The organism is Chitinophaga vietnamensis (genome assembly GCF_902167635.1).
Classification (GTDB): Bacteria; Bacteroidota; Bacteroidia; order Chitinophagales; family Chitinophagaceae; genus Chitinophaga; species Chitinophaga vietnamensis.
In genome coordinates, this window is sequence record NZ_CABHMS010000001.1 from 634,181 (window position 1) to 660,257 (window position 26,077).

Consider the following 26,077-nt stretch of genomic DNA (forward strand, 5'->3'; position numbering starts at 1 on the left):
TTATTTGCCTACTACCACCTTGGCATGACGGATCAATTTGTCATTGAGGTAGTAGCCTTTTTGCAATACGTCCAGCACTTTACCTTCCAGATCCGGGGTAGGTGCAGGGATTTCAGTAATAGCATCGTGCAGATCGGGGTTGAAATCCGTATGGAGGCTCTCCATCTCTTTCAGCCCTTTGGCTGTCAGGGCGTTTTTCAGTTTGCCAAACACCAGGCTGGTGCCATCTTTCACGGCGTCCAGATCAGTAGCAGTTTCCATCTGTTTGGCCGCCCGCTCGCTGTCGTCCAGCACATCCAGCAAAGATAAGATTACTTCCTTGCTGGCTGTTTGCATCAGCTCAATCTTCTCTTTGGCCGTACGCCTGCGGAAATTGTCGAACTCCGCCTGCAAGCGCAGATATTTATCACGCAATTCATTCAGCTCCTGTTCCTTCTTTTCCAGTTCTCCAGATTCTTCCAGTTCATCATTCATATGCGAAGTACCGCTCACGTTCTCATCAGTATTGATATCCGGCATGCTTTGCTCGTTTTCACTGCCCTGCTTAGCTTTTCCGTTGTTATGCATGTCTTTTTGGTTTTCTGTCATAGTTGTAATGATTAATCTGCAAAGATACCCCAGTCAATTACTTTGCCAAGCGCCTGTTCGGTGACAATTAGGCAGGATATTTCATTGCTAATCCCGTACCTTTGCAAATCCAAATGCAATAAATGACAAAGGTTTTTTTAAAGAAAAAAATACAGAACAGGGTACTACAGGGCCATCCATGGGTTTTTGGCAATGAAGTGGGTGAGATAGACGGCCCCGTGAACGCCGGAGACATCGTGGACGTATTCACCCACCAGGGCTTCTTTGTGGGGAGGGGTTACATCAACCCTCAGTCGCAGATACTGGTACGCCTGCTCACCCGCGATAAGAATGAAATGATCAACGACGAGTTTTTCTACCGCCGCCTGCTCAAATGCTGGGAATACCGCCAGAAGCTCGGCTACGTGGAAAACTGCCGCCTCGTATTCGGTGAAGCAGATGAAATGCCCGCCCTCATCATCGATAAATTCAATGACCACTTCGTGCTGCAAACACTGTCGCTCGGAATGGATAAATGGAAAGGCGCCATCGTAGATGCGCTCAACAAAATATTCTCTCCCAAAGGTATCTATGAACGCAACGATGTGCCCGTGCGGGAACTCGAAGGCCTGCCCCAGCAAAAAGGCTTTCTCAGCGCACCTTTCGATACCAATGTGATCATCAATGAAAACGGCCTGAAATTCCATGTAGACGTAGTGAATGGCCAGAAAACGGGCTACTTCCTCGATCAGCAGGACAACCGCCGTGCTATCCAGCATATCGTTAAAGGCGCAGACGTGCTGGAAGCATTCTGCTATACCGGTACTTTCTCCTGCCATGCCGGCCACTACGGTGCAAAGAGTGTATTGGGGCTCGATATTTCCGAACATGCCGTGAACACCGCCCGCCGTAATGCGGAGCTCAACAAACTACAGGATGTATGCCAGTTCCAGGCTGTAAATGCTTTCGACCAGCTGAAACAATGGACCCGCGAAGAAAAGAAATTCGATGTGGTGATCCTCGATCCGCCTGCATTTACCAAAAGCCGTGAAAATATCCAGAAGGCCATCACCGGTTATAAAGAGATCAACCTGCGTGGTATGAAGCTGCTAAAGCCCGGCGGGTTCCTCGTTACAGCCTCCTGCACCAACCTGGTGCCGCCTTCCATGTTCCTCGAGATCATCGATATGGCCGCTAAAGACGCTAAAAAGAAACTGCGCCAGGTCACTTTCCAAACGCAGGCACAAGATCACCCGATCATGTGGAATATCGAAAATACCACCTATCTGAAATTCTTGATAGTAGAAGTACAATAAATAATTATTTGGTTATTTGATTATTTGGATATTTAGATATTTAGGTTCAAGGAAGATCTTCTTTGAACCTAAATATCTAAATATCCAAATAATCAAATAACCAAATAATTATTTATTGTTTAACTGTTCCCTGAGCCGCTGCTCTTTCTCCGGGCTCCAATATTTACAATCCAGGTTGATAAATACAGAAGAATAAGGCACTGTGGTATTGGTTTTCAACACCAGCACCTTGAACAGTGATGCTGTCTTATCCATTTTTGCAAACACGGAATCGTGCAGGAGCGATTGCACGCTGTGGCCTTTCAGTACGGCTTGCAGCGAATCGCGGTAGGGGCCTGCATCCGGTACAAAGGAAAGTTCTTTATCTGTATAGAGAACAGGACTTACATGCGTGCCTGCATTGAGCTGCGCTATCACGTATTGCGTTACTGCCGGTACAGTGGAATTGGTATTGAGATAGATGATGCCGGCGGACGATTGCAGCGGGAAAGCCTTATCAGCCACAATGATCCAGTTGCGGTGACCCAGCAGCGGAAGCAGGCTGTCTACCTGCGATTGCCAGCTCTCGGCGGCCTTTTGCGGCGCTTGCTGACAGGCAAACAGCATGATAACGGTAACGGCTATATGAAAATATCGGCGCATGGTATCAGGTGAGTAAAAGGTGAAAAGATTGACCTGCTGTTATCTGCACAGGCCTGTCCAGTTGTATGATCAACTCGCCGTTCTCTTTCCGGGAAGTGGCGGCGATATTTTTATTGTCGACGCTTACGCTCGCCCTGCGGGCATTTCCCACCGGGAAGCGGAATGTTTGCAAACGCAAGGTGCCGTACTTCAACGCGAGCGCGTGCTGTTGCCGCTGCCCCGATACCTGCTGTGAGTAAGTGCCCCAGCCTTCTGCCGTAACAAAGGGTGCGCGGAAATCATTTTTATGAAAGGCCGGTGCAAATCCGATCTCTCCTTTAGGGCCATGGTAGCGGAACCCGCAGGCGGTCACAAATGTGCCATAGCTGGCCATGGCGCGGGCATAGTGATCGCTGCATTCTATTTCATTGAATGGGTTGCGCTTGGCGGCATGATAGCGGTCGTGCACCGCTTTGGTAAGCGTGAGGGCTTCTTCGGTCATGCCTTCGGCCATCATATGCGAGGCTACCTGGTGCTCAAAGCCGGTCATGCATTCAAAGAAGTAGCCCAGCTGCCAGGCATCTTTCACTCCGAAAGGATATGCTTCATTTTTGGGGTTGGTGTTCATCACCATACCGGCTTCGCCTGGAAGCGCGTAGGGGCGCCAGCCCTGGTGCTTTGCTTCAAAAGGCCCCACGTCAGGCATGTAATTGTATTTCCAGAGCGCCTGCAATGCCGATTTTGTTTTTGCTTTATCCAGCACGCGGTCCATACCTACCTGGAATGCCCAGCTCTGGCCATAAACCTGATCAATATGACAGGTATTATAAGAGCCGATCACGGAGCGTCCTTTCACTTTATCCGGTTGATGAATGAAGTATTCGCCATTGAACAATTGCGATTCCATATTGCTGCGGCCCTTGTCCACATAGGATTTGCAGGTTGCGGCGAAATCGGTGTCGTTCATTTCTTCCGCCATCAGTTGCCCGGCTTTCACGGCCGCGATGCAGAGGCCTACGATCCACGCGATCTCACCATCCCATACGGCATCGAGCGTATTTTCCATGGGAGTATCTTCCATGCCATCGCCGTTGCGGTCCTGTTGGATGATGAACTGTGTAGCCCTTTTGATGTTGGGCCAGTTATGTTGTAAGAAGGTATTGTCTTTGCTCATCTGGTGTTCGCGGTAGATGCGCAATACGGTGCCTGCTTGTCCGTCGATGGCGGGGCGCTTTTCTGCTTCGCCGCGGAACAGGATGCCGCCGTCGGCCATCTGCGCGATGCCGAGGTCCACCCGCTGGCGTGTGTCCCTTTCCAGTGCGGGGAAGATGCGGCCTACCGCCTGTGCATATTGCCATACATGCGTGCAGGTGCCTTCGCAGGAACCTACGCCTTCCCACGCATAGAAGCGGCCGGAGCGGAAGCGGTGCGCGGTGGTGGTGGCTAGTGTGGAGATATTGAGGAAAGTACGTTCCAGGAACCACCAGGGCAAGGTGGCGTCATACCAGGTGTCTTTCCACTGGCGGCTTTGCCCGGAGAGGCTTTCATAGTGCGTAGCTACATAATCGATCACTGCGGCAGCATCGGCAAAGCGGTTGGCATAATATCTTCCTTCTCCCTGTATTCCTTTAAAATGAAGATTCGGAAAGTACCAGCTGATCGCAAAATTATTTCGTATAGCCTTTCCCGGTAGTATCTCCTGTGAAAGCGATGTTGATGCAGTCAGTGTAGCAGATATCTCTTTCGTAACCGTTTGTGCGTAATGGCGCAAAGCGAGGTTAGTTGCCTGGAAATCCGTGTCCATCGCCGCTTTGCTGTCAAGTGCGGCGATGCACATATTCCCGTGGTCGGGTTGTTGCAGCAATGCGGGATCATCGCCACTCTTGTTGCGTACGCTGCACATAACGCCACTCCATTTACTGCTGCGCATAGCAGTGTTCACTCTTTCATGTATATCATTTTTAGCGGATGATATGGCTGTTTTATTTTCGAGCCATCCTATCAAAGTGGCTTGTACCGGCACTTTGCCGGTGTTTTTAATTTCATAGGAGAGAATGGTGACGGGCAACCCGGAGTCATCTTCATTCAGGGGGATGAAGGGAGAGAAGGCTTCCAGTGTTACGGTTACCGGCAATGCCGGATCGATATAAGGGATGGTGGCTATCGGGTAGGTGGCTTCAAAGCTGATCTCCGGCCAGCTGGCTTCATCCAGGCGGCGCAGGATATGTTGCCGGCCGCAGGTGAGCGAGAGGGCAAAGCCCTGATCGAGCGGACGTATATCTTTCGAAGGCTGGATATAGCAGGCGCCATCGCGGGAGCGTACTTTCTTTCCTTCGTTAAGCACCGGGTTATTCCATGGCACTTCTTTCGGCTCAATGCCTTCCTGGTTTTTATTGAAGATATCCCAGAGCCAGAGGCGGCCATCGCCGCCGAGATACACGGTGCCGCAGAGGATACCGCCTACCGGCATACCGATATATTGCAATTCATTTTTACGCTTGAAATAAGTGGTGGCTTGCCCTCTTTCATACAGGGATGCTATCCAGGCTGCATCCGGTTGTTTATGGAGCAGTAACCGGCTTGCCTGGCCCAGCGCGGGCAGACGCAGTGTTACTGTGCCGGCCATAGTAAGACCGATATTCCTCAGAAATTGTCTTCTAGCGATCGTCATTTGTTTATTGGATGATACTTGTGGGAAAGCGCGGAATAAAATAAATCATTGTTCACTGCCATGGAATCTAAAACAATATAAAAAAGATTTATAAGCCTTGTGTGGGGATGTTAAATGAGGCTCATAAAAAGAGAAGAAATCATTAAAAAACGAAAGGCTGTTTCTGATCAGAAACAGCCTTTCGTTCATTATCTTTTATACTTACTTGACCACATTGAATTTGCCGGATTCTATCAGGTTACCGCGCTGGTCCCTGAGTTGGTAGATATACAGCCCGCTGTAGTAGTTATCCAGGTTCAGCGGCGTTCTGTTGCTGATACCTTTTAACTGTTCCATTTTTTTACCTAAAAAATTATACACAATAAGATCGTAGGTGCGGTCGTTAGTATGTTGTTGCGGTTGAATTTCGAAGTAGATAGTAGTTGTTGCCGGGTTGGGATATAATTTCACGACCTTACTTCCCCCGTCCTGATTAGGTAGGTTCCTATCGCTTTGAGCCTTTCCGACAAGGGTAATGAGGCTAAAAACTATTGTAAGAATGAGGGTAGAGGTCTTCCACATAGTATTATAAAGATAGAATTTTTTTCAAATATTTCCTAATTTTTGTTTGTCAGATACACAATATCGTCTCCCCAGTAAATTTAACAAACGACAAGCCATTTTGTTAGACCTGCCGTCTTTTTTATGTAAATTTTAACGCTTTTGATAAGTTGTTGATAATCAACGTTTATTAAAAACGTGGACAGTTCACACTCTCCAGCGTGCTGTTCCTGCTATTCAGGAAACCTTTGAATACGAGTGATATCTCGAAGCCCCCAAAGGTTTGACTGGCCGTGCGCAACTTGGAAATATTGGTATCATAGCTCATCGACACTTCGTATTTGTCCATATCCAGTTTGATGGTAGGGATGATGGCATCGTTCCAGCGGAGGAAAAGGCCGCCATACACACCCCTGGTGGATTCCAGGCCTTCGTTGAGCAGGCCGTAGCCGATCATGGCGCCGCCAATATATTCGGAATAAGTGCCCTGGTGCAACTGATTGTATTCTGCAATTACTTTTACACGTTCCGCGGCAGGAAAGGTAATGCCTGCGTTGAATGTAAGTTTGGGCTCTAGCTGTATGCTGTTGTCTTTGTAGAAAGACACTTTGGCGCGGTTGAAATGATAATATCCCACCCCGATATAGTAGTTGATATCTTCCCGGATCACACTGTTGTAACTCAGGCCCACACCGGCATCCAGGTAGCTGTAGCCTTTCAGCGCCAGGCGGCCTTCTTCGCCGGTGGCCGCCGCCGGATCGAAACGGCCATTGGTGTATTGGTTGTTGAACGTCATGTTGGTGGGATCGAACTGGCGCTGTACAAAGCCGCCCATAAAGCCCAATGAGAGGAAACTACTCTTATCCTCACTCAGCGACTTATGATAGTTGATGGCCGGAAACACTTGTGTAGACTGCAATTTAGAGGTGCCGGCACGATCGTATGTGAATTGCATACCCGCTGTTACATAATCGTTGCTCCTGCCTACAGGAAATTTAAGTTCACCGCTGAGGGTACCGGTTTGGTAAGGGATAGTAACACTGTTCCACTGGTTGCGGTATACGGCCTGTATACGCACGTCACCGTTGAAAATGCCTATCAGCGCGGGGTTACGTAGGATAGGCGTTTCATAGAACTGGGAAAGGTGTATATCCTGCGCAAACAGTTCAGGTGCGCTTGCGAGGCAGACGAGCAACATCAGGATGCGGTAGATCGTTTTCATGTTGGCCAGGTTAAAAGATTATCTGAGTAATGTTACGTTGCCTTTCAGCTGGAAAAATTCGTTCGTGTCGCAATATGCTTCTATGAAGTAGATGTACACATCTGATGGTTGCGGCTTTCCGTTGAAATTGCCGTTCCAGCCAGCGCTTACATCGTCTATATTGATCTGTTCCCGGTGATATACTTCCTGTCCCCAACGGTTAAAGATGCGGAAGGACTTAATGAACCTGATCCCTTTCCCTCGAGGATAAAAAATGTCATTCTGCCCGTCGCCATTAGGGCTGAAGGTATTCGGAATGAACACTACATCGGTGTTGCAGATGAGATCTACATTCACGACGCCACTTTTCGTACACCCGTAAGCGTTAGTTCCGGTAACGCTATAGGTGATCGGCTTGCGCACGGCGGCCGTTACGAGCGGGCAGGTGGGGCAGTCGAGATAATCGGTGGGCGACCATTGCCACTTCACAATATCGGTGCTGCCGGTGGCCGCGAGTTTCACGATGGTGCCTACGGTAACTGTTTGATCTTTGCCGGGGTCTACGCTGGGCACCGGTTTCACAGAAATGTTGACAGACAGCGGCCCGGCGGCGGGACACATCGGATCATTGGTACCGGTTACCTGGTAAGTGATATCTTTTGACGGTGTGGTGATCGGTTCTGCAATGGTATTGTTAGTAAGGCCATCTACCGGTGTCCAGTTGTAGAAAGCGGCGCCGGCGGCACGCAATTTCACTGAGCTGCCATAGCACACCATGGTGTCTTTGCTCACAGTGAGGTTGGCTTTCGGCACTACGCTGATGTCCGCGGAGTCCAACATCGTACATCCGTTGGCGTTAGAGGCCTGCGCGATATAACGCGCATTGGCCACCGGCGATACGGTAGGGGTGTTACAAAATACGCAGCTGATATTGTTGTTGGAAAGCCATTGCACCGTGCCATCGGAAAGCGCATTCAGCGTGGTGCTGGCGCCTTCGCATATCTTCGACTGCGTGCTGCTGACGCGTATGAAAGGCGTGGGATTGACGTTAATAGCTTTGGTGATAGAGTCCATGCAATTGCGTGCATCGGTGATCACCAGTTTCACGTTATAACCGCCGGAAGCCGTGTATTTAGTGGGTGGCGGTGTTTGCGAAGCAGACGAAAGGCCGTTGCCAAGATCCCAGCTGTAATTGGTGATAGGTGTATTCGGTGAAGTAACAGAAGTATTCACAAAGTTGACCGGCTGGCCTGCGCAGTTGTTACCACTGGTGTTGAAATCGGCCTGTGGCGCCATGATGGAGATATTGCCCGGCTTATCCACCACATCATCACAGTAGGCTGGATCGTTATAATGGATCACCAGCTGATCGTGAAAGGTGCCGGTGCTTTGCCATGTTTTCGTATAGCTTTGTAAGGTAGTATTGTAGGAGGTGCCATCACCGAGGTTCCAGGTGTAGCTGGCCACGAGGGTGAGCGGCACATTGAGCACTTCATAGGTTACCTTGCTGCCGCGGCAGACGGTACTTACGCCGGTGGTGAAGTCGGCCTTGAAATATTGCAAGGTCTGAAAGCTGCTGTGGTTGCAGGGGCCGCCGTTTTCTCTCACTGTAAGCCTCACGGTGTATTTGCCGGGCGTAGTGTAATTATGTACGGCATCTTTAGTGAATACCAGCGGGGAGTTATCGCCAAAGTCCCATTCGTAGGTACTTTGAGCGGTGGTGTTGGTGGAATTATTGGTGAAGATGAACTGGCTTTTATCCGTACAGGAACGCACAAACGAAAACTTCGATACTGGCCCGGAAATGGTCACCATGGCTGGCGGAGCGCTAGTATAGCAGCCATTGCTGCCAGCTTTCATCTTTACGGTAAGCGTGCCGTTGGCGTTGAAAGCATGTTTAATATCGTTGCTGGAAGTATCGAGTTGAGCGCCGTCGCCAAAGTCCCAACTGTAGGTATCTACATAGTTGGCATTGGCCAGCAGCCTTACCGGGTCGCCGGTGCAGGTGCTGGTAGGCGATACGCTGAAACTTACGTTGGACGGCGGGTTGCCGGTATGTACCAGTTTGTCGAACGTTTTGGTAACGGTACATTGTTGCTGGGTGGTAACGGTAAGGCCTACACTATAAGTGCCGGTTTGCGCGTAGTTATGGGTAACGGAACCGGTGTTAGTGACCTGTGAATTTCCATCTCCAAAATCCCATTTATAAGACAATACCGGGTCGTTCACCGTGTTGGTGGAAGAAGCGGAAAACGAAGCAGTATAAGGCACGCAGCCGGATACCGGCCCGCTCATCGTAATATCCGGAAGGGATACGTTGATATAATTATTTTTAGATAAGGAAGAAGCGCAACCATTGATATTGGCGGCAGTGAGCGTAACGCTGAATTTACCGGCACTTGCATAGGAATGCGAGATCGTGGTTTGATCAGTGGTAACGGGTGCGCTGCCATCTCCAAAATCCCAGGTATGCGATACGGCGCCAGGCGTAAGATCCGTGAAGTTGGCGGTATATGGTTTGCAGCTTTGCGTTACATTGGCGTTGAAATCCACTACAGGCGTGCTGCCGGCTACAAAGTCGCGCCAATAGGTGCTGGCGCCGCTGCTATATTGCACGGTAAGCGTCACCTTCTTCGGTCCGCCGCTGCTGTAGGTGATCTGCGGGGATACGTCGTGAGAGGTGCGGCCATCGCCGAAATCCCAACTATAGCTGATAGCGCCGCTGGTAGAGGTATTCTGAAATGTGATCGTTACGGGAGCACAGAGATTGGCAGGAGATGCAGTATAGTTAAAACCTGCCTGCTGCGACAAAGCCGCTTCAGCTGGTATAAGGGCTAACAGGAGCAGCAATGCCCGTAAACACTTTGCCTGTAGATATTTCATAGGTTGGACAGGTTTTCCATTGACTGTTTGAAAGCACAAATTAACGAAATTTATATATATTTTATACAGCTATCCATTTTTCCAGCGGCTATTGGCGGCTGGAAAACTTTATCTCAGCAAAGTAATATTGCCTTTGAGAATGGATACTTCTCCTTTGTCGCACACCACTTCGGCATAGTACACAAATACATCGGGGTTGAGCGGATTGCCCTTGAACCGGCCATCCCAGCCGAAAGTGGGGTCATCGGTATTAAAGTTGGCCCGCTCAAACACCATCTGCCCCCAGCGGTTGAATATCCGGAACACCCGCACGGTTTGTACGCCTTTGCCCCTGATGTAGAAAATATCATTCTGTCCGTCGCCATTGGGAGAGAAGGTATTAGGAATGAACAGCATGCTGGAGCTACATATCAGTTTGATGCTGATCTCATCAGAACTGGTGCATCCCCACTGGTTCACCACAGATACCAGGTAGGTGATATCGGATTTCGGTATAGCCGTTGGCGTTAGGCAGTCCGTGCAACTCAGGTCTGTGGCGGGCGTCCACTGAATGCGGACGATGTCGTTACTGCCTTGCGCATTGATGGGCACCACGGTGCCAGTGGGTACGGTAACACTTGGTCCTGCCTTGATAACAGGTGCAGGACGAACGAAAACGCGAGCGAGCGCAGTGTCAGCAAAACAGCCGTTATCATCCCAGCCTACTACCTGGTAGGTGATATTGCCCGCAGGGCTGGCCACAGGGTTGGGAATATCGTCGCGATTGAGGCCGCGGGCGGGTATCCAGCGGTAGTGCATGGCGCCGCCGGCATTCATTTGTATGCTTTGGCCGGCGCAGATCTCCTGGTCTTGCGCATAGATGTGGAAAGGCTGCACCACGCTGACTTTTACAGCCGCCATATTCGTACAGTTGTAAGCGTTAGTAGCCACTATTTTGTACATGGTGTCGATATCCGGTTTTACCACCGGCGTTTGACTGGCAGGATCGGAGATATTGTAGTTCGTCCAGCTAACTTTCACATCGGGGGTGCTGTTGGCCATCAGCTGTAAACCCGCGCCACGGCAGATGTTGGCGGTAGCGGGCGATGGGGCCAATGCCGGTATCGGGTTTACAACGATGTTGGATGTGGCCGTGCTGGGGCAGGAACCATCGCCATTGGTAACCGTGAGCGTTACAGGAATGGCGCCCACCTGGTTCACATGGAGCACAGGCGGGTTTTGTACGCTATACTGCTGGCCGTTGCCCAGCGTCCAGGACCACTTTGTACCAGGAAGATTTTGTTTATCGCTGCCGCTGAGCTGCACGTCGCCAACGGCGCAGAGGGCCGGTATCGGGGCGATCACGGCCTGGGGCTGTGGCGGTATCACTACCGGCAATGTTTTTTGTGCCGGGCAATTATAGGCGCTGTTGATCTTCAGTGTTACCTGGTGGGTACCAGGTACGGTGTAATTGAAGCGGCCATCTGTAGTGCTGGCATTATTGGCCGGATCGCCAGGCATGCCAAAATCCCACGCACTCTTGAAATCCAGTGCCAGCGAATCTTTCGTTAATGTTTTGCTGTTATTTTTAAAGGTGATGATACCGCCGCCGCAGGCCTGTGTATTGTCTACCGTAAAATCAGCAACAGCCTGATCTACGATGATCTTGTCTGTACTCAATACAGGTACGGAACAGCCCTGGTCATCTGTAAGCGTTACACGCGGATAATAGATACCTGCTTTCGTATAGGTGTGACCGGGAGATGTGGGAACAGTGGTGGTAGCTACAATACCATCATCGAAATCCCAGCTGTAGCTGCTGGTTTTGACGGCATTGGCTGTTACCACTACATTCAGCGGCACGCAGCCGGTAGTAGGCGTAGTGTTGATAGTGCCGTCCGGCCCTTTGATGGTGAGCGATTGTCGCGCGGTATCGGCACATCCGCCTTCAGCATATACGATGAGCGTAACGGTATATGTTTTGGCCCTGGTGTAGATGTGCACGTCCGGGTCATTTTTCGTGGAGGTGCCATTGTCGCCGAAATCCCAGGCAGCTTTGATATAGTCGGAAGACGTATTGGTGAACTGCACTTTCACTGGCGGACAAGGCTGCAAATTGGCAGGGATCGTGAAAACGGCCTTGGGATCGGGCACGCGGAGCACGCTGGGTTTGGTGATCTGGTCCGTACATCCGTTGGCGTTAGTAACGGTGAGCGTTACATTGTAAGTGCCCGGCGTGTTATATACCTTCGAAGGCCTTGCGCCGGCGCCGGTGGTGCCATCGCCAAAGTCCCAGGCATAGCTGGTAATAGTGCCGGAGGATTGATCCACAAATGTGAATGGCTGGTGCAAACAGGCAATATTTACCGGTACCATAAAGTTGGCCTGCAACTTATCGAAATGAACCGTTTTTTGCACAGCTACCGGGCAGCTGAATTGATCCAGCGTAGTAAGCGTTACCGTATAGTCGTTCGGGTTAGTATAGGCGTGTTTTGTGTTCAAAGGCTGTGTGGTAGCGATTTCTGGCGTACTGCCATCGCCGAAGTTCCAGGTCCATTTCACAATCTGATTGCCTGCATTCACTGTTGATTTATCTGTAAACGTGAGGGTGTCTCCTTTACACAGTCTGCCCGAAAAATCAAAATCAGGCGTAGCGCCATTGACTGTAACAGCGATGGTGGGAGCGGTACGTGTACAACCGTTTTTATCAGTGATAGTAAGAGAGATATTGAAGATGCCTGTTTTGTTATATTGATGAGACATCCCTTTTGCGGGATCAAAACTATTGCCCTGCAGATCATCTGTTTGTCCATCTCCCCAGTTCCACAGGTATTCGTTGATATTACCCGGGTTCAGCGGGTCCAGCGTCACATTGAGTTTATTGCCCAGGCAGATATTGGCCTGGTCGCCGTGTATCACCGGCTTTTCATCGATGATATTGACAGATTGTTTTAAGGTAGATGTACAAAGGCTGTTATCAACAGTCAGGGTCACCTGGTAGATGCCGGTTTTAGCATATTGATGATCCGGGCTTTGCACATTGGACGTGTTGCCATCGCCAAAATCCCAGGTCCACTTTTTAGGCAGGGTAGGGTCGGCGCCAAAATCTGAATTGTCTGTAAACTTGCGGTGGTAAGGGTCTGCGCAATCCGGCGCGGTATTGAACCGCGCGATAGGCGGCATGATCACCACATAATCTTTTTTGGTCAGCGTGTTCGTACAACCATTGTTATCCACGATCAGTGTAACGGTATGTTTTCCGATCTGTCCGAATTTATGGTTCGGATTCTCTACGGTTTCTGTGCTGTTATCATCGGGGAATATCCAGGTCCAGGCGTTCCCTCTGGGTGTGGAAAGATTGGTAAACTGGATGGGGTCGATGGCGCATGATTTCAATGGCGTAGCCGTGAAATCCACTACCGGCAAGGCGCCGGTGCGCACAACGGTAGTGGCAAGGCCTTCGCAGCCGGAGGCAGAAGTGATCTTCAGCCAGACCGTAAAAGTGCCTTGCGTAGTATAAATGTGTTGCGGTGCGGCTTGTGTAGAAGTGCCGCCATCACCAAAGTCCCACTGCCAGGAGGCAACAGGTTCTGTGAGATTAGTAAGGGCGGAAAAGTCCACCGGCAGCGGCAAACAACCTACATTGGCGCTGGGTTGTATGGTTACCTGCGGTAGCACAATATTGATGTATCCCGGCAGGTTGACTGTTTTCGTACATATGTTACCGTTAGTTGCCGTTAATGAAACATTGTAAGCGCCGGCTGCGCTATAAGTATGTGAAGGGTTTTGCAGCGTGGACGTATTGCCATCGCCGAAATTCCATTGCCAGCTGGTAGCATTCGCCGCATTGGCATTGAACTGGGTAGTAAAGGGCACTTTGCAGGAACTCACAGGCGTAGCCACAGGATTGATAACAGGAGCAGGCACTACATGCACCGTTTGTGTGACAGTGGCGGAACAGTTATCCAGCATCACGTCCAGTTGCACGGTATGATCGCCGGCTGGCAGTTGTTTTACAGCGTCGATGCCGGTTTGCGTGGTACCGTCGTCAAAGGTCCATTTGGCGCTGGTAGGCACGGGTTGCGTCGTATTCTTGAAATGGATATCCTGGCCGGTGCAGGCCGCATCGCTAGTGAAGGAAGGCTTCACATTTTCGATGACGATGTAATCCGTTTTGGTAGCTGGCGCAGTGCAATTGGCGCTGGTAGTGGCCGTGAGCACAACGGTATATTTTCCTGCTTTCGTATAGGTGTGTACGTTACTTGTGCCAGTGGCGCCATCGCCATAATCCCATTGATAGGTGTATGGATCGGTGCTGGTATTGACAGTGGTGTTGAAAAAGGTGACAGTGAGCGGTGCGCTGCAACTTTGTGTTTTGTCGGCCGTGAAAGTGGGCTGTGGCGCATCCTGTACTTTGATAGGCACGGGCTGGCTGTTGCTTCTGCAACCGAAGCTGTTGGTAACAATGCTCACCACATTATACGTACCGGCGGTTTTGAACTGGTGCGTAACATTGCCGCCGCTTGCGCCGCTGCCATCGCCGAAATCCCAGTCGATGCTTTTGATGCTGCCATCGCCAGGTGTGGACATATCCGAAAAGCTGGTAGTAAAAGGCACGCAGCCGGCAGTGAGCGGCGCCTGAAAATTGACAGTGGGCTTGTTATGTACTGTGATATCAATGGAGCGTGTAACCGTTCCCGTGGGATATACTACCGACAGGGTAACATGATACACCTGCGGCGTGAGAAAAGTTCTTTGAGGAGAGAGCTTGTCGTTGACATGAGCGCCTACGCCGAAATCCCAATCGAAGCTGGTGTAGCCGGGATCGGCCGTGCCGGTGAATTGCACCGTGAAGGGCGGGCAGTCGCTGGTTTTGTCAGCAGCAATGGTCACATTCTGCGCAGCGGTTCTTCCCAAAAAAGCAAACAGAAAAAACAAGCAGCCGGCAAATCGGCTGACGAACATCCAGGGATATTGTTGCAGGTTTTTCATTGGCATTGGCTATGCCTTTACAGGCATTTTTTCATAGGTGCATTCTAAAGTCTAAAAATACTACTTTCACGATATTATCTCCATTAAATTATGAATACCGATATGGATAGCCAATATTGGAATGAGCGGTACCTGAAAGGCGAAACTGGTTGGGATATGGGGCAGGTGTCGCCACCTTTGCGCGCCTACATTGATCAACTGAGGGACCGCCAGCTTCGTATACTCATTCCCGGTGGCGGCAACAGTTATGAGGCTGCTTACCTGCAACAGCAAGGTTTTCAACACGTAACGGTGCTGGATATTGCGCCGGTGGTGGTGGAGCGCCTGCAGCAGGCCTTTGCTGGCAGCGGTATAAGGATATTGGAAGAAGATTTTTTTCAGCATCAGGGTACTTATGACATCGTGCTGGAGCAAACATTTTTTTGTGCAATATCACCCTCCCTGCGGGAAAGTTATGTGCAGCATATGCACGGGTTGATCAGGTCCGGCGGGCATCTGGCGGGGGTACTGTTCAATCGTGAATTTGCGCATGCCGGTCCGCCTTTCGGAGGTAACGCACAGGAATACACGCAGTTATTTGCTCCGTGGTTCACTTTTAAGACATTCGAGCCCTGCTATAATTCTCATCCGGCAAGAAGCGGGAATGAGTTGTTTATCAACTTTCTGGCGAAGTAGCGTGGGGGCAAAGGCTCGCTGCGCTCGCATAAATTGGATGCAGGATTTTATGATGGAAAGGATTTATCAGGATTTTTTGAATGGAGTGGTATGGCGTAATCTCCCCTGATCTTTGGCATTTATTGGTCTTACGCCGCTATTGGGGATAGCTTATTTTTGAAATAAATCTTTCACTTATGCGCAAGCTGATTATGAAGATGTCGATGTCGGTCGACGGTTTTGTTGGCGGCCCCAATGGAGAGCAGGATTGGGTTTTCAAGAGTTCGGACGAAGGTTCGAGAGCCTGGAGCGTTGAGCGGATTGCGGAGTCCAGCCTGATCATTATGGGCAGAAAATCGTTTGAGAACATGGCGCCTTACTGGCCTACCGCAACAGGGCCTTTTGCCGCGCCGATGAACGAAATCCCCAAAGCCGTATTTACCCAAAAAGGGTTTAAAGTATCAGCCGGCGATGCTTCAGCTGCGGCCGGCTCCTGGGCAAAGCCGCTGGTCTTCGACGGCGATCTCGCTGAAAGTATCAAACAACTGAAACAAGAAGCTGGAAAGCCGATTGTTGCATTGGGCGGCGCCGGTTTCATGCGCAGCCTGATAGGTACAGGTCTCATCGATGAATACCACCTGGCGATCCATCCGATCATGTTAGGCGCAGGCCTGCCGATCTTCACAGGCGCCGCAAAGCCGTTCGACCTGAAACTGGTTGATGCGAAGGATTTCCCTGGCGGAATTGTTGCTCACACTTATCGGCCTGCATAGTATCCTCGTGAAGATAGCGCTTCAAGCTATCTTCACGAAAATCGCTGTCTATCTTAATAAAAAATCCTGATAATCCTTCCCATCATAAAATCCTGAACCAGATTAACGCGAGCGCAGCGAGCCTTGCTCCTATAGGAACTTCCCGCGGGCATAGTCCAGGAAATAGCTGAACTGCAGCGGCTTTCCGGTTACTTTCTCACATAATTCATTGGAGGTATAATAGCGTCCGAAAGGATGGATATTATTGCGAAGCCATTCCAGCAAAGGATGGTAGTTGCCTGCCGCAATGCTCGCGCTTATGTCCGGCACCTGCTTTTGCGCAGCGGTGAAGAATTGCGCGGCATAAAAGCTGCCCAGCGAATAGGTGGGGAAATAGCCGAAGCTGCCGTGCGACCAATGTATATCCTGTAAAACGCCCCGTACATCATCAGGTACAGTTACGTGTAGGTATTGACGGTAGTATTCGTTCCAGGTATGGTGCAGGTCTTTAGCCGCAAGGCTGCCATCTATGAGCCCCTTCTCAATCTCATAGCGTATCATGATATGGAAGTGATAGGTCAGCTCGTCGGCCTCTGTGCGGATAAGGGATGGCTGTACGTGGTTGATGGCTTTATAGAAATCTGAAAGACTTACCTGTTGCAGGTTCTGTGGAAATACCTGTTGCAGCTTGCTATACTGGTACTCCCAGAAAGGCAGGCTGCGGCCTACGTTGTTTTCCCACAGCCGCGATTGCGACTCGTGGATACCCAGGCTGGTGGCCTCTCCGCAGGGAAGGCCATATTGCTCGGTTGGCAGGCCTTGTTCGTAGAGCGCATGGCCGCCTTCATGGATGCAGCTCCAGGTCATGTTGCTGAAATCGTTCTCGTCAATGCGCGTAGTAACGCGCACGTCCTGCGGGTTGAAGCTGGTAGTGAAAGGATGTTCGGAAATATCTTGCCTGCCTGCTTTCATATCATAGCCCATGGCTTTGAGCAGGCCGATACCCAGCTTCCATTGCTGGTCGCGGTCGTAGTGCCGGTGCAGGAAATCCCTGTTCACCTGCGGCCGCTGCGCGATCTCATCCAGCAGCGGGGAGAGCGCGGTTTTCACTTCCTGAAAGATGGTATCGAGCATGGTAGTGGTAGCGCCCTTTTCATATTCGTTGAGCAGGGCATTGTATGGATGGCCTTTGTAGCCTAGGATATCTGTTTCCTGTTTTTTAAGCGTGATCATGCGGTCGAGCAATGGCGCGAACAGCTGGTAGTCATTGGCTTTGCGGGCTTTGATCCAGGCATGGTAGCATTCGTTGGTCGTTTCAGAAAGACTGGCAACAAAAGCGGCCGGGTACTTTTTATTCTTTCCGTAATCTTCCAGCGAGAGGGCGATATTTTTCTGTTGCACATCGTCCAGGTCGCCACGTTGTTGAAGTTCCTGTAACAGCTCGCCCAGTGCGGGTTCGGTGAACATTTCATGCGCGATGGTGCTGAGGGTAGTGATCTGTTGCCCGCGGAAGGCAGCGCCTTTTTCCGGCAGATAGGTTTCCTGGTCCCACCCTAAAACAGCGATGGCATTTCTTACATCCGCAATTTTTTGCATCTTTAATTTGTAATCTGCATATAGTTCTGCTGTAGATTTGCTTCCTGGCATAAAGTGTTTTTTGCAAATGTAATTTTTACAGACATGAAAATAAAAGAGATCATACAGGCGATAGAGGCGTTTGCACCCTTGCAGTACCAGGAGAGTTATGATAATGCGGGCTTGATCTTTGGAGATGCGGGCTGGGAGGTGACCAACGTGCTGCTGACGCTGGATGCGACGGAGGCGGTGATCGACGAGGCCATTGCCAGGGGCTGTAACCTGGTGGTGGCGCACCATCCCATCGTTTTTAGCGGGTTGAAGAAGATCAACGGGCGCAATTACGTGGAGCGGGTAGCTATCAAGGCGATCAAGCATGATATTGCGGTGTATGCAGCGCATACCAACCTGGATAACGTTCGCAACGGGGTATGCGCGGAGATGGCGTCGCGGCTGGGATTGGGGCAGTGCAGGGTGTTGCAGCCCAAGACCGGCCTCCTGAAGAAGCTGTATACTTTTGTGCCGCAGGTTGATGCCGAAAAAGTGCGGGCGGCGCTGTTTGCCGCAGGAGCGGGGCATATCGGCAACTACAGCGAATGCAGCTTCAATGCGGAGGGGAGCGGCACTTTTAAAGGAGGCGAAGGTACGGAGCCTTACGTAGGGCAGCCCGGGCAACGACATTTTGAGCCCGAAACAAAGTTGGAAGTGATTTTTCCGTTATATTTGGAATCCCGCGTGGTGGAGGCCTTGTTAAGCAGCCATCCTTATGAGGAGGTGGCTTACGATATAGTAGGGCTGGACAATGCTTACCAGCAGGTAGGCTCCGGGCTGATCGGGGAATTGCCGGAGGCGATGGACGAGATGCAATTTTTGCAATATGTGAAGCAACAGTTCGGGACCGGCTGCGTGCGATATACGCCGCCGAGGGGCAAAAAGGTGAAAACCGTGGCCCTGTGCGGGGGAGCAGGCAGCTTCTTGCTGAAGCGGGCCATCAGTGCAGGCGCTGACGCCTACATTTCCGCGGATTTTAAATACCATGAGTTTTTTGATGCTGATAATCAGATCATTATAGCAGATATAGGACATTTTGAGAGCGAGCAGTTTACAGTGGAATTATTTTATCATATATTGACTGAAAAATTCCGTAATTTTGCGCCTCTTAAATCTGTGATTAAAACAAACCCGGTAAATTATTTATAATACATGGCTACCGTAAAAGAATACTCCGTTGAAGAAAAATTAGCGTCTGTGCTCAGACTGCAAAAGATCGATTCCAAACTGGATGAGATCCAGGTGCTGAAAGGGGAGTTGCCGATTGAAGTGAAGGACCTGGAAGACGAGATCGAAGGGTTGAACACCCGCCAGTCTCATATCGAAAATGAGATCAAGGGTATCCAGGATTTCGTTTCAAACAAGAAAGCGGCTATCAAGGATGCGGAAGCGCTGATCAAGAAATATGAGAAGCAGCAGGATAATGTGAAGAACAACCGCGAGTTTGAAGCGATTACCAAGGAGATGGAAATGCAGACCCTGGAGATCAAGCTGGCAGAGAAACACATTAAAGACGCGAACGAAGAGATCAAAGATAAAAGCCGTGTGCTGGAAGGCGCCAAGAAAGCCGTATCTGATAAAGAAGCTAACCTGAAGCACAAGAAAGGCGAACTGGAAAAGATCATCGCCGAAACTGATAAAGAAGAAAAAGGTTTCCGTAAACAGAGCGAAGAAGCCCGCACTAAAGTGGATCCACGCTTGCTGGCTGCTTACGAAAAGATCCGCAAGAACTACCGTAACGGCCTGGCTGTGGTAACCATCGTGCGTGATTCCTGTGGTGGCTGCTTTAACGCGATCCCTCCTCAACGTCAGGCAGAGATCCGTCAGCACAAAAAGATCATCGTATGTGAGCATTGCGGCCGTATCCTGGTAGACAATGACCTGGAAGCTTCCGTGACTATCTGATCTTTATAGACGAAATTTTTGAAAGGGCATCGTAATGATGCCCTTTTCTTTTGTCCCCCATGTCCCACTATACGAAAAAAACTTATACTAATAAATTTAGTTTTGTTTTACTAATTATATTAGCTTTGCACGTAAACTTCCGTGCGCAGGTAGTTTGCGTAGCAGTTCTTTTTATTTGTGGCAGGAAATTGGATGGGCAATGCAACTTAAAATTTATGTAGTTGTTATTTGGGATTTGGAGATGGTTATGTGAGATTTGGCCTTAATTTCTGGAATTTTGCCCGTATGCGAATTGTTTTTTCTTTTGTTCTATTACTGAGTGTAGGGTTAACCGTTAGTGCACAACAGAAAGTGTATGATTTTAACAGCCGTTGTGAACAGGCCTATGAAGCGATCATGCAGTTGCGGCTTAACACAGGGAAATCTTTGCTGGAAGCGGAAAAGAAAGAGCACCCGGACAACCTGGTGCCTTATTTCCTCGATAACTATGCAGATTTTTTCCCACTTTTCTTTAATGAGGATGCAGGGGCTTACGCCAGCAAACGTGGCATGCGCTCCTTCCGGCTGGATAAAATGGCAGAAGGCTCGCCGGATTCTCCCTACTACCTGTACACACAGGCGGCGATCAAGTTCCAGTGGGCGCTCATCAAGGTGAAGTTCAATGAGAAATGGGATGCTACCTGGGAGATCAGGAAAGCCTATATGACGCTGAAAGAGAACCAGCGCCGTTTTCCGGACTTTATGCCCAACAAGCTGCTGCTGGGTACCATGCAAACGGTATTCGGTACTATCCCCGAAGGATATAAATGGATCACCAATATCCTCGGGCTTAAAGGCAGTATCAAACAAGGCATGGACAATGTAAATGCTTTTGTGGAGAGCAATGCGCCGGAAGCCAAACTGTTCAGGGAAGAGTCTTACTATTACTACTGTTACCTGATGCTCTTTATTGTGAACAAACCGGAAGATACCTGGCAGTTCCTGCAACGCAAGCAACTGGATACAAAAAATAATTACCTTTTCGCCCTGATGGTGGCCAACCTGGCCCTCAACAACCAGAAAGCCGCACTAGGCCTCAAGGTACTGACGGAAAGGAACGACACCGCAGCGTATGCCGATATCCAGTATTACAACTATGTGATGGGGCTGTTGAAGCTCACCCGGCTCGATAGCGACGCACATGTATACCTGGAGCGCTTCCTCAATAACTTCAAAGGGAAGTTCTATGTGAAGGAATGCCTGCAACGTCTCAGCTGGTACTATTATCTCGAAGGTAATCAGGCTACGGCTAATAAATACCGCGAGATGATATTTAACCGCGGCGGCACCGAAACCGATGCCGACAAACAAGCCCTGAAAGAGGCGCAAAGCGGCAAATGGCCTAACCAGCTCCTGCTGAAAGTGAGGCTCCTCAGCGATGGCGGCTACTTCAACGATGCCCTGAAACTGTTGCTCACCAAGAAAGCAGCCGACTTCAGCGGCATGGAAGAAAAGCTGGAATACGCCTACCGCCTCGGACGTATCTATGATGAAACCGGCCAGGACGACAAGGCCATCACAATGTATGATGTGACCATCAAAGTAGGCGCCAACAGGCCGGAATATTATGCCGCAAGGGCTGCTCTGCAAATGGGATATATCTACGAAAAAAGGAACGAGAAAGCAAAGGCCGCTCAATGCTACCAGCAATGCCTGGAAATGAAAGGCCATGATTATAAAAACTCCCTCGACCAGCGGGCAAAAGCAGGTCTGCAACGCATCAACGGAACTTAATCAAGGTATCACCTGATATGTTACAGCGATTAACCATCAAGAACTACGCAATCATCGATCACCTGGAAGTAGATTTCTCAGGTAATCTGAACGTGATAACCGGCGAAACCGGCGCGGGTAAATCTATTCTGCTGGGCGCCCTGTCCCTTATACTCGGTGAAAGAGCCGACCCCGGCGTGCTTTTCAATAAAGCCGAAAAATGTATCATCGAAGGCTTCTTCCAGGTGAAGAAATCCCAGGTGGCGAGCTTCTTCCAGGAACATGAACTGGACCTCGAAGATCAACTCATCATCCGGCGGGAAATCAGCGCCGCCGGCAAATCACGCGCCTTCGTCAATGATACACCAGTCAATATCTCCCAACTGTCGGAGCTCAGCAACTACCTCGTAGACCTGCACCAGCAGTTCGATACACTGGAACTGGGCAATGCCGATTTCCAGCGCGAGGTAATCGATGCACTGGTCAACAAGCCTACCGACGTACAACAATACCATCAGGCATACCTGCAATATGTGCAGGTACAAAAGAAATATAAAGAGCTGTCCGACAGCCGCGACAGCGCCAACAAGGAACTGGACTATAACCGTTTCCTGCTGGAAGAGCTGACAGAAGCCAATTTCAGCCCCAACGAAATCGAAGACCTCGATGCTGAACTGCAAGTGCTCAGTCATGCCGAAGAGATCAAGAACACCCTCAGCCGCGTGTATTTCCAGCTGAAAGAAGATGAGCAGCCGATATTACAACAACTGAAACAATTGCAATCATCGCTGCAAGCAATATCTTCTTTTCATAAAGACGTGCCGGCCATCGCAGAGCGCTTGCAGTCTTCCTATGTAGAACTACAGGATATAGCCGGTGATGTGGACCGACTCACTGATCAGGTACAATATGATGGCGGCCGTATTGAGCTGGTAAATGAGCGCCTGGCTATGGGCTATCGCCTCTTCAAGAAACATGGCGTACAAAACACTAATGAACTGTTGCAGATAAAGGATGAGCTGACGCAGAAGGTAGACAGCGTGCTGAACCTCGATGATCAACTCAATGCGCTGGAACAGGAACAAAACCGGCTGAAAGCCGCACTGCAAAAGACGGCGGCACAGATCACCGCAGCGCGCCAGGAAGCGGCAGTGCCGTTTGAGAAAAAAGTAAATACCCTGCTGGCACAGGTAGGTATGCCTAACGCTCGCCTGAAAGTGGCCATCACAACGGGAGAGCTGAACCCTTACGGTCAGGATACCATCGAGTTTCTCTTTGACGCCAACAAGAGTAACCAGTTTGCGCCCGTGGGGAAAGTGGCCTCTGGCGGGGAATTGAGCCGTATCATGCTTTGCATCAAATCACTGGTGGCGCAATCGGTATCACTGCCCACTCTTATCTTCGATGAGATCGATACCGGTATTTCCGGGGAAGCGGCCAGGCAGGTAGGCGTGATCCTGAAGGATCTCGCCAAAGCCCACCAGATCATTGTGATCACGCACCAGCCGCAGATCGCGGGCAAAGCCGATGCGCATTATTTCGTGTATAAAGATGCCAAGGCCGACAAAGTGACCACCAGCGTACGTTTGCTGACAGAGGAAGAACGTATCAACAAGATCGCGCAGATGCTGAGCGGAGAGAAACCTACCGCTGCCGCACTGGAAAACGCAAGGGAAATGGTACGTTGATACTTAACAACTTTTTTTTTCAACTATAACGACTATTTTTGCCGAAATTAATTTTTGACCAAATGGCTCATAACTTATTAAAAGGGAAGAAAGGTATCATCTTTGGCGCATTGGATGAAAAGTCTATTGCATGGAGAACCGCGCTGCGTTGTGCGGAGGAAGGCGCTGAAATCGTGCTTACCAACGCTCCTATCGCCCTGCGTATGGGTGAAATCAAAAAGTTGGCGGAAACCTGTAATGCACCGGTGATCCCCGCTGATGTTACTAACATGGACGACCTGACAAACCTGTTCACTAAATCCATGGAGCATTTTGGCGGTAAGATCGATTTCATACTGCACTCTGTAGCGATGGGTATGAACATCCGTAAAGGCAGAGCCTATACCGACCTGGATTACGACTTCAATCACAAAACATTTGATATCTCTGCGATGTCCCTGCATCGTATGCTGCAAACAGCTTACAAGCTGGATGCACTCAACGAATGGGCGTCTGTAGTAGCCTTGTCTTATATCGCTGCTGAGCGCGTATTCCCTGACTACGGCGAAATGGCCGATGCCAAAGCCCTGCTGGAATCTATCGCGCGCAGCTTTGGTTATCACTATGGCGCGCACAAGAAAGTGCGTGTAAATACCATCTCTCAATCACCCGTTAAAACCACTGCCGGTTCCGGTGTGAAAGGTTTCGATGGTTTCGTTGCTTACGCCGAGCAAATGAGCCCGCTGGGTAACGCCAGTTCAGACGATTGCGCTAACTACGCAGTGGCCATGTTCTCTGACCTCACCAGAATGGTTACCATGCAGAACCTGTTCCATGATGGCGGTTTCTCTAAAACCGGTGTCTCCCAGTCTGTTGCTGATCAAATGGAAAAATAGTTCTACCAATCAAATCATATCAAAAAGCCGCTCCCACCGGGAGCGGCTTTTTCATTACAAGCCATCAGCCCCGTAGGGGCGACAGCCCGGTAGCCCGGTAGGCACAAAAAAAGCCGCTCCACTCACATGGCACGGCTTGAATGTCTATTAACAAAGGATTACCCGTTAATACTCATCTTCATTAAAGAAGAAGTCATCTTGTGACGGATAATCAGACCAGATATCTTCAATCCCCTCATAAATCTCGCCTTCGTCCTCCAGCTCCTGAAGATTCTCTATTACTTCGATCGGTGCACCGGAGCGGATGGCGTAGTCGATAAGTTCGTCTTTCGTAGCTGGCCAGGGAGCGTCCTCCAGGTATGAAGCTAATTCTAATGTCCAGTACATCGTATTAAAAGTTTTACTTTTTAATTTTCCGCAAAAGTATTATTTAATTTGAAATAAACAACTTTTACTATTTTATCGGTTATTTACTTTTCTTTGGGTTATGCTAACCGCTCGCAATGTTACCAAAAATTATTCCAACTTGCCTATTCTGAAGGGAGTGGATATAACTGTCAGTAAAGGAGAAATAGTAACGATCGTGGGATCATCAGGAGCTGGCAAAAGCACCTTGTTACACATTCTCGGAACGCTGGATATGCCCACCACTGGCGAGGTGTGGCTGAATGATGTCAATCTGACCGGCTTGAAGGGCAATTTCCTAGCTGATTTCAGGAACCGTCATATTGGCTTTATCTTCCAGTTCCATCACCTCTTGCCGGAGTTCTCCGCACTGGAAAATGTTTGTATCCCCGGCTTTATTTCAGGCGCACGCCGCAGCCAGGTGAGAGAACGCGCTGCATTCCTGCTCGAAACCCTCGGATTGAAAGACCGCCTGGATCACAAGCCCAATGCGCTTTCCGGCGGCGAGCAACAACGTGTAGCCGTAGCCCGCGCGCTGATCAACAACCCTGCGGTGGTGATGGCCGATGAACCTACCGGTAATCTCGACTCCAGGAATGCCCGGGAACTGCATAACCTTTTTCTTGAATTGAGAGATAAATTTCAGCAAACCTTTATCATCGTTACCCACAATGAAGAACTGGCGCCGCTCAGCGACCGGCAGCTGTTGATGAAAGACGGCAAGATCATTCACTCCACAGCCGTTTAGCCGCCATAGATACTAATGCCCGCCTTGAACGTATTACAATGTGCGTTCACGATATCGCGTATACGTGAGGAATAACCGCCGCCCATGGCCACGGCGCAGGGAATATCGTGTTTCCTGAGATGATGGAATACCATCTCATCCCGCTGCAAACAGCCTTCTGCTGTCACTTTCAACTTGCCAAACTTGTCGGTAGACAAGATATCCACCCCGGAAAGATAGAAAACAATGTCAGGTTTCACGCGGTTGATGAGCTGTGGCAGGGCCTCTTCCAGCAATTGCAGGTAGGTGCCGGTATCCGTGCCATCGGCCAGTGGCAGGTCCCAATCGGAGCGTTCCTTGTGGAAAGGATAGTTATGCGCCCCGTGCATGCTGAACGTATACACGTGCGCGTTATGTTCAAACAGGGAAGCGGTGCCATTGCCCTGGTGCACGTCCAGGTCGATGACCAGCGCCTGTTTCACTTTTTTATGATGCAGGAGATAATTGGCCGCAATGCCAAAATCGTTGAGCAGGCAGAAACCTTCGCCGCTATCCGCAAAAGCATGATGCGTGCCGCCGGCCACATTAAAACCCAGCCCGTTTGATAAAGCATGCAAGGCAACATCGATGGTCCCCTGGCAGATGGTGATTTCGCGGAGGGTGAGCGCCGGTGATTGCGGTAGCCCGATGCGCCGCTGTTCACGGGCGCTGAGCTGCTGATCGCGCAGCTTGTGCCAGTATGCAGCAGTGTGGGTGAGCAGAATGGAACCTTCGTCCAGCGCCGTAGGCGCAAACAATTGCTCCGGGCGGATCACACCTTCCCGTAGCAGTTGCGCAGGTATCAGCTCATATTTTACCATCGGGAAACGATGATCAGCAGGCAAAGGATGTACATATATCTCGTGGTACGCGATCTTCATACG

General features: G+C 50.0%; 19 protein-coding genes. 9 read left to right on the forward strand and 10 right to left on the reverse strand.

Annotated features, from left to right (window positions below):
- Complete coding sequence (locus tag FPG75_RS02695) at positions 1-588, reverse strand: nucleotide exchange factor GrpE (protein ID WP_236652709.1); 588 nt, start codon at positions 586-588, stop codon at positions 1-3.
- Between the two features lie 122 nt (positions 589-710).
- Here FPG75_RS02695 and FPG75_RS02700 point away from each other — a divergent pair, with 122 nt between their 5' ends.
- Positions 711-1,883 carry a class I SAM-dependent rRNA methyltransferase gene (locus FPG75_RS02700; protein WP_143305014.1) on the forward strand — a complete coding sequence of 391 codons (1,173 nt, stop codon included), beginning with the start codon at positions 711-713 and terminating at the stop codon, positions 1,881-1,883.
- A gap of 108 nt (positions 1,884-1,991) precedes the next feature.
- Here the strand turns inward: FPG75_RS02700 and FPG75_RS02705 are convergent, their stop codons facing one another.
- The 6 genes from FPG75_RS02705 to FPG75_RS02730 form a co-directional block, all read right to left on the reverse strand.
- Positions 1,992-2,525 (reverse strand): hypothetical protein, encoded by a 534-nt coding sequence (locus tag FPG75_RS02705; protein ID WP_143305015.1) that lies wholly within the window; start codon positions 2,523-2,525, stop codon positions 1,992-1,994.
- A gap of 4 nt (positions 2,526-2,529) precedes the next feature.
- Positions 2,530-5,130: a GH116 family glycosyl-hydrolase gene (locus FPG75_RS02710; protein ID WP_236652710.1), complete on the reverse strand. Its 2,601-nt coding sequence runs from the start codon at positions 5,128-5,130 to the stop codon at positions 2,530-2,532.
- Between the two features lie 246 nt (positions 5,131-5,376).
- On the reverse strand, positions 5,377-5,625 hold the full coding sequence (locus FPG75_RS02715; RefSeq protein WP_161596638.1) for a T9SS type A sorting domain-containing protein: 249 nt from the start codon (positions 5,623-5,625) through the stop codon (positions 5,377-5,379).
- Positions 5,626-5,905: 280 nt separating this feature from the next.
- Positions 5,906-6,937 (reverse strand): PorP/SprF family type IX secretion system membrane protein, encoded by a 1,032-nt coding sequence (locus FPG75_RS02720; protein WP_143305018.1) that lies wholly within the window; start codon positions 6,935-6,937, stop codon positions 5,906-5,908.
- Between the two features lie 18 nt (positions 6,938-6,955).
- On the reverse strand, positions 6,956-9,799 hold the full coding sequence (locus FPG75_RS02725; protein ID WP_143305019.1) for a PKD domain-containing protein: 2,844 nt from the start codon (positions 9,797-9,799) through the stop codon (positions 6,956-6,958).
- Positions 9,800-9,907: 108 nt separating this feature from the next.
- A complete protein-coding gene (locus FPG75_RS02730; RefSeq protein WP_143305020.1) occupies positions 9,908-14,776 on the reverse strand; it encodes a PKD domain-containing protein in 4,869 nt (1,622 codons plus the stop codon).
- A gap of 84 nt (positions 14,777-14,860) precedes the next feature.
- Here FPG75_RS02730 and FPG75_RS02735 point away from each other — a divergent pair, with 84 nt between their 5' ends.
- Entirely contained in the window at positions 14,861-15,445 is a 585-nt protein-coding gene (locus FPG75_RS02735) for a methyltransferase domain-containing protein (protein ID WP_143305021.1), read from the forward strand.
- A 176-nt stretch (positions 15,446-15,621) separates the two neighbouring features.
- Positions 15,622-16,197, forward strand: a complete 576-nt coding sequence (locus tag FPG75_RS02740; RefSeq protein WP_143305022.1) for a dihydrofolate reductase family protein — start codon at positions 15,622-15,624, stop codon at positions 16,195-16,197.
- Positions 16,198-16,326: 129 nt separating this feature from the next.
- On the opposite strand, the gene FPG75_RS02745 is transcribed toward FPG75_RS02740, so the two are convergent.
- A complete protein-coding gene (locus FPG75_RS02745) occupies positions 16,327-17,823 on the reverse strand; it encodes a carboxypeptidase M32 (protein ID WP_143305023.1) in 1,497 nt (498 codons plus the stop codon).
- Positions 17,824-17,856: 33 nt separating this feature from the next.
- Between FPG75_RS02745 and FPG75_RS02750 the strand changes: the two genes are divergently transcribed.
- From FPG75_RS02750 to FPG75_RS02770, 5 genes are all read left to right on the forward strand, one after another.
- Positions 17,857-18,951 (forward strand): Nif3-like dinuclear metal center hexameric protein, encoded by a 1,095-nt coding sequence (locus FPG75_RS02750; protein WP_143305024.1) that lies wholly within the window; start codon positions 17,857-17,859, stop codon positions 18,949-18,951.
- 3 nt (positions 18,952-18,954) lie between these two features.
- A complete protein-coding gene (locus tag FPG75_RS02755) occupies positions 18,955-19,707 on the forward strand; it encodes a zinc ribbon domain-containing protein (RefSeq protein ID WP_143305025.1) in 753 nt (250 codons plus the stop codon).
- A 285-nt stretch (positions 19,708-19,992) separates the two neighbouring features.
- Positions 19,993-21,480, forward strand: a complete 1,488-nt coding sequence (locus FPG75_RS02760; protein WP_143305026.1) for a tetratricopeptide repeat protein — start codon at positions 19,993-19,995, stop codon at positions 21,478-21,480.
- A 17-nt stretch (positions 21,481-21,497) separates the two neighbouring features.
- On the forward strand, positions 21,498-23,147 hold the full coding sequence (recN, locus tag FPG75_RS02765; protein WP_143305027.1) for a DNA repair protein RecN: 1,650 nt from the start codon (positions 21,498-21,500) through the stop codon (positions 23,145-23,147).
- Positions 23,148-23,209: 62 nt separating this feature from the next.
- Entirely contained in the window at positions 23,210-24,022 is an 813-nt protein-coding gene (locus FPG75_RS02770; RefSeq protein WP_143305028.1) for an enoyl-ACP reductase FabI, read from the forward strand.
- A gap of 165 nt (positions 24,023-24,187) precedes the next feature.
- On the opposite strand, the gene FPG75_RS02775 is transcribed toward FPG75_RS02770, so the two are convergent.
- On the reverse strand, positions 24,188-24,409 hold the full coding sequence (locus tag FPG75_RS02775) for a DUF2795 domain-containing protein (protein ID WP_012794455.1): 222 nt from the start codon (positions 24,407-24,409) through the stop codon (positions 24,188-24,190).
- 139 nt (positions 24,410-24,548) lie between these two features.
- On the opposite strand from FPG75_RS02775, the gene FPG75_RS02780 reads away from it, so the two are divergent.
- Positions 24,549-25,175 (forward strand): ABC transporter ATP-binding protein, encoded by a 627-nt coding sequence (locus tag FPG75_RS02780; protein WP_236652711.1) that lies wholly within the window; start codon positions 24,549-24,551, stop codon positions 25,173-25,175.
- Here FPG75_RS02780 and FPG75_RS02785 read toward each other — a convergent pair.
- Positions 25,172-26,074, reverse strand: a complete 903-nt coding sequence (locus FPG75_RS02785) for a histone deacetylase family protein (protein ID WP_143305030.1) — start codon at positions 26,072-26,074, stop codon at positions 25,172-25,174. The genes FPG75_RS02780 and FPG75_RS02785 overlap by 4 nt on opposite strands.
- Positions 26,075-26,077: the final 3 nt, after the last annotated feature.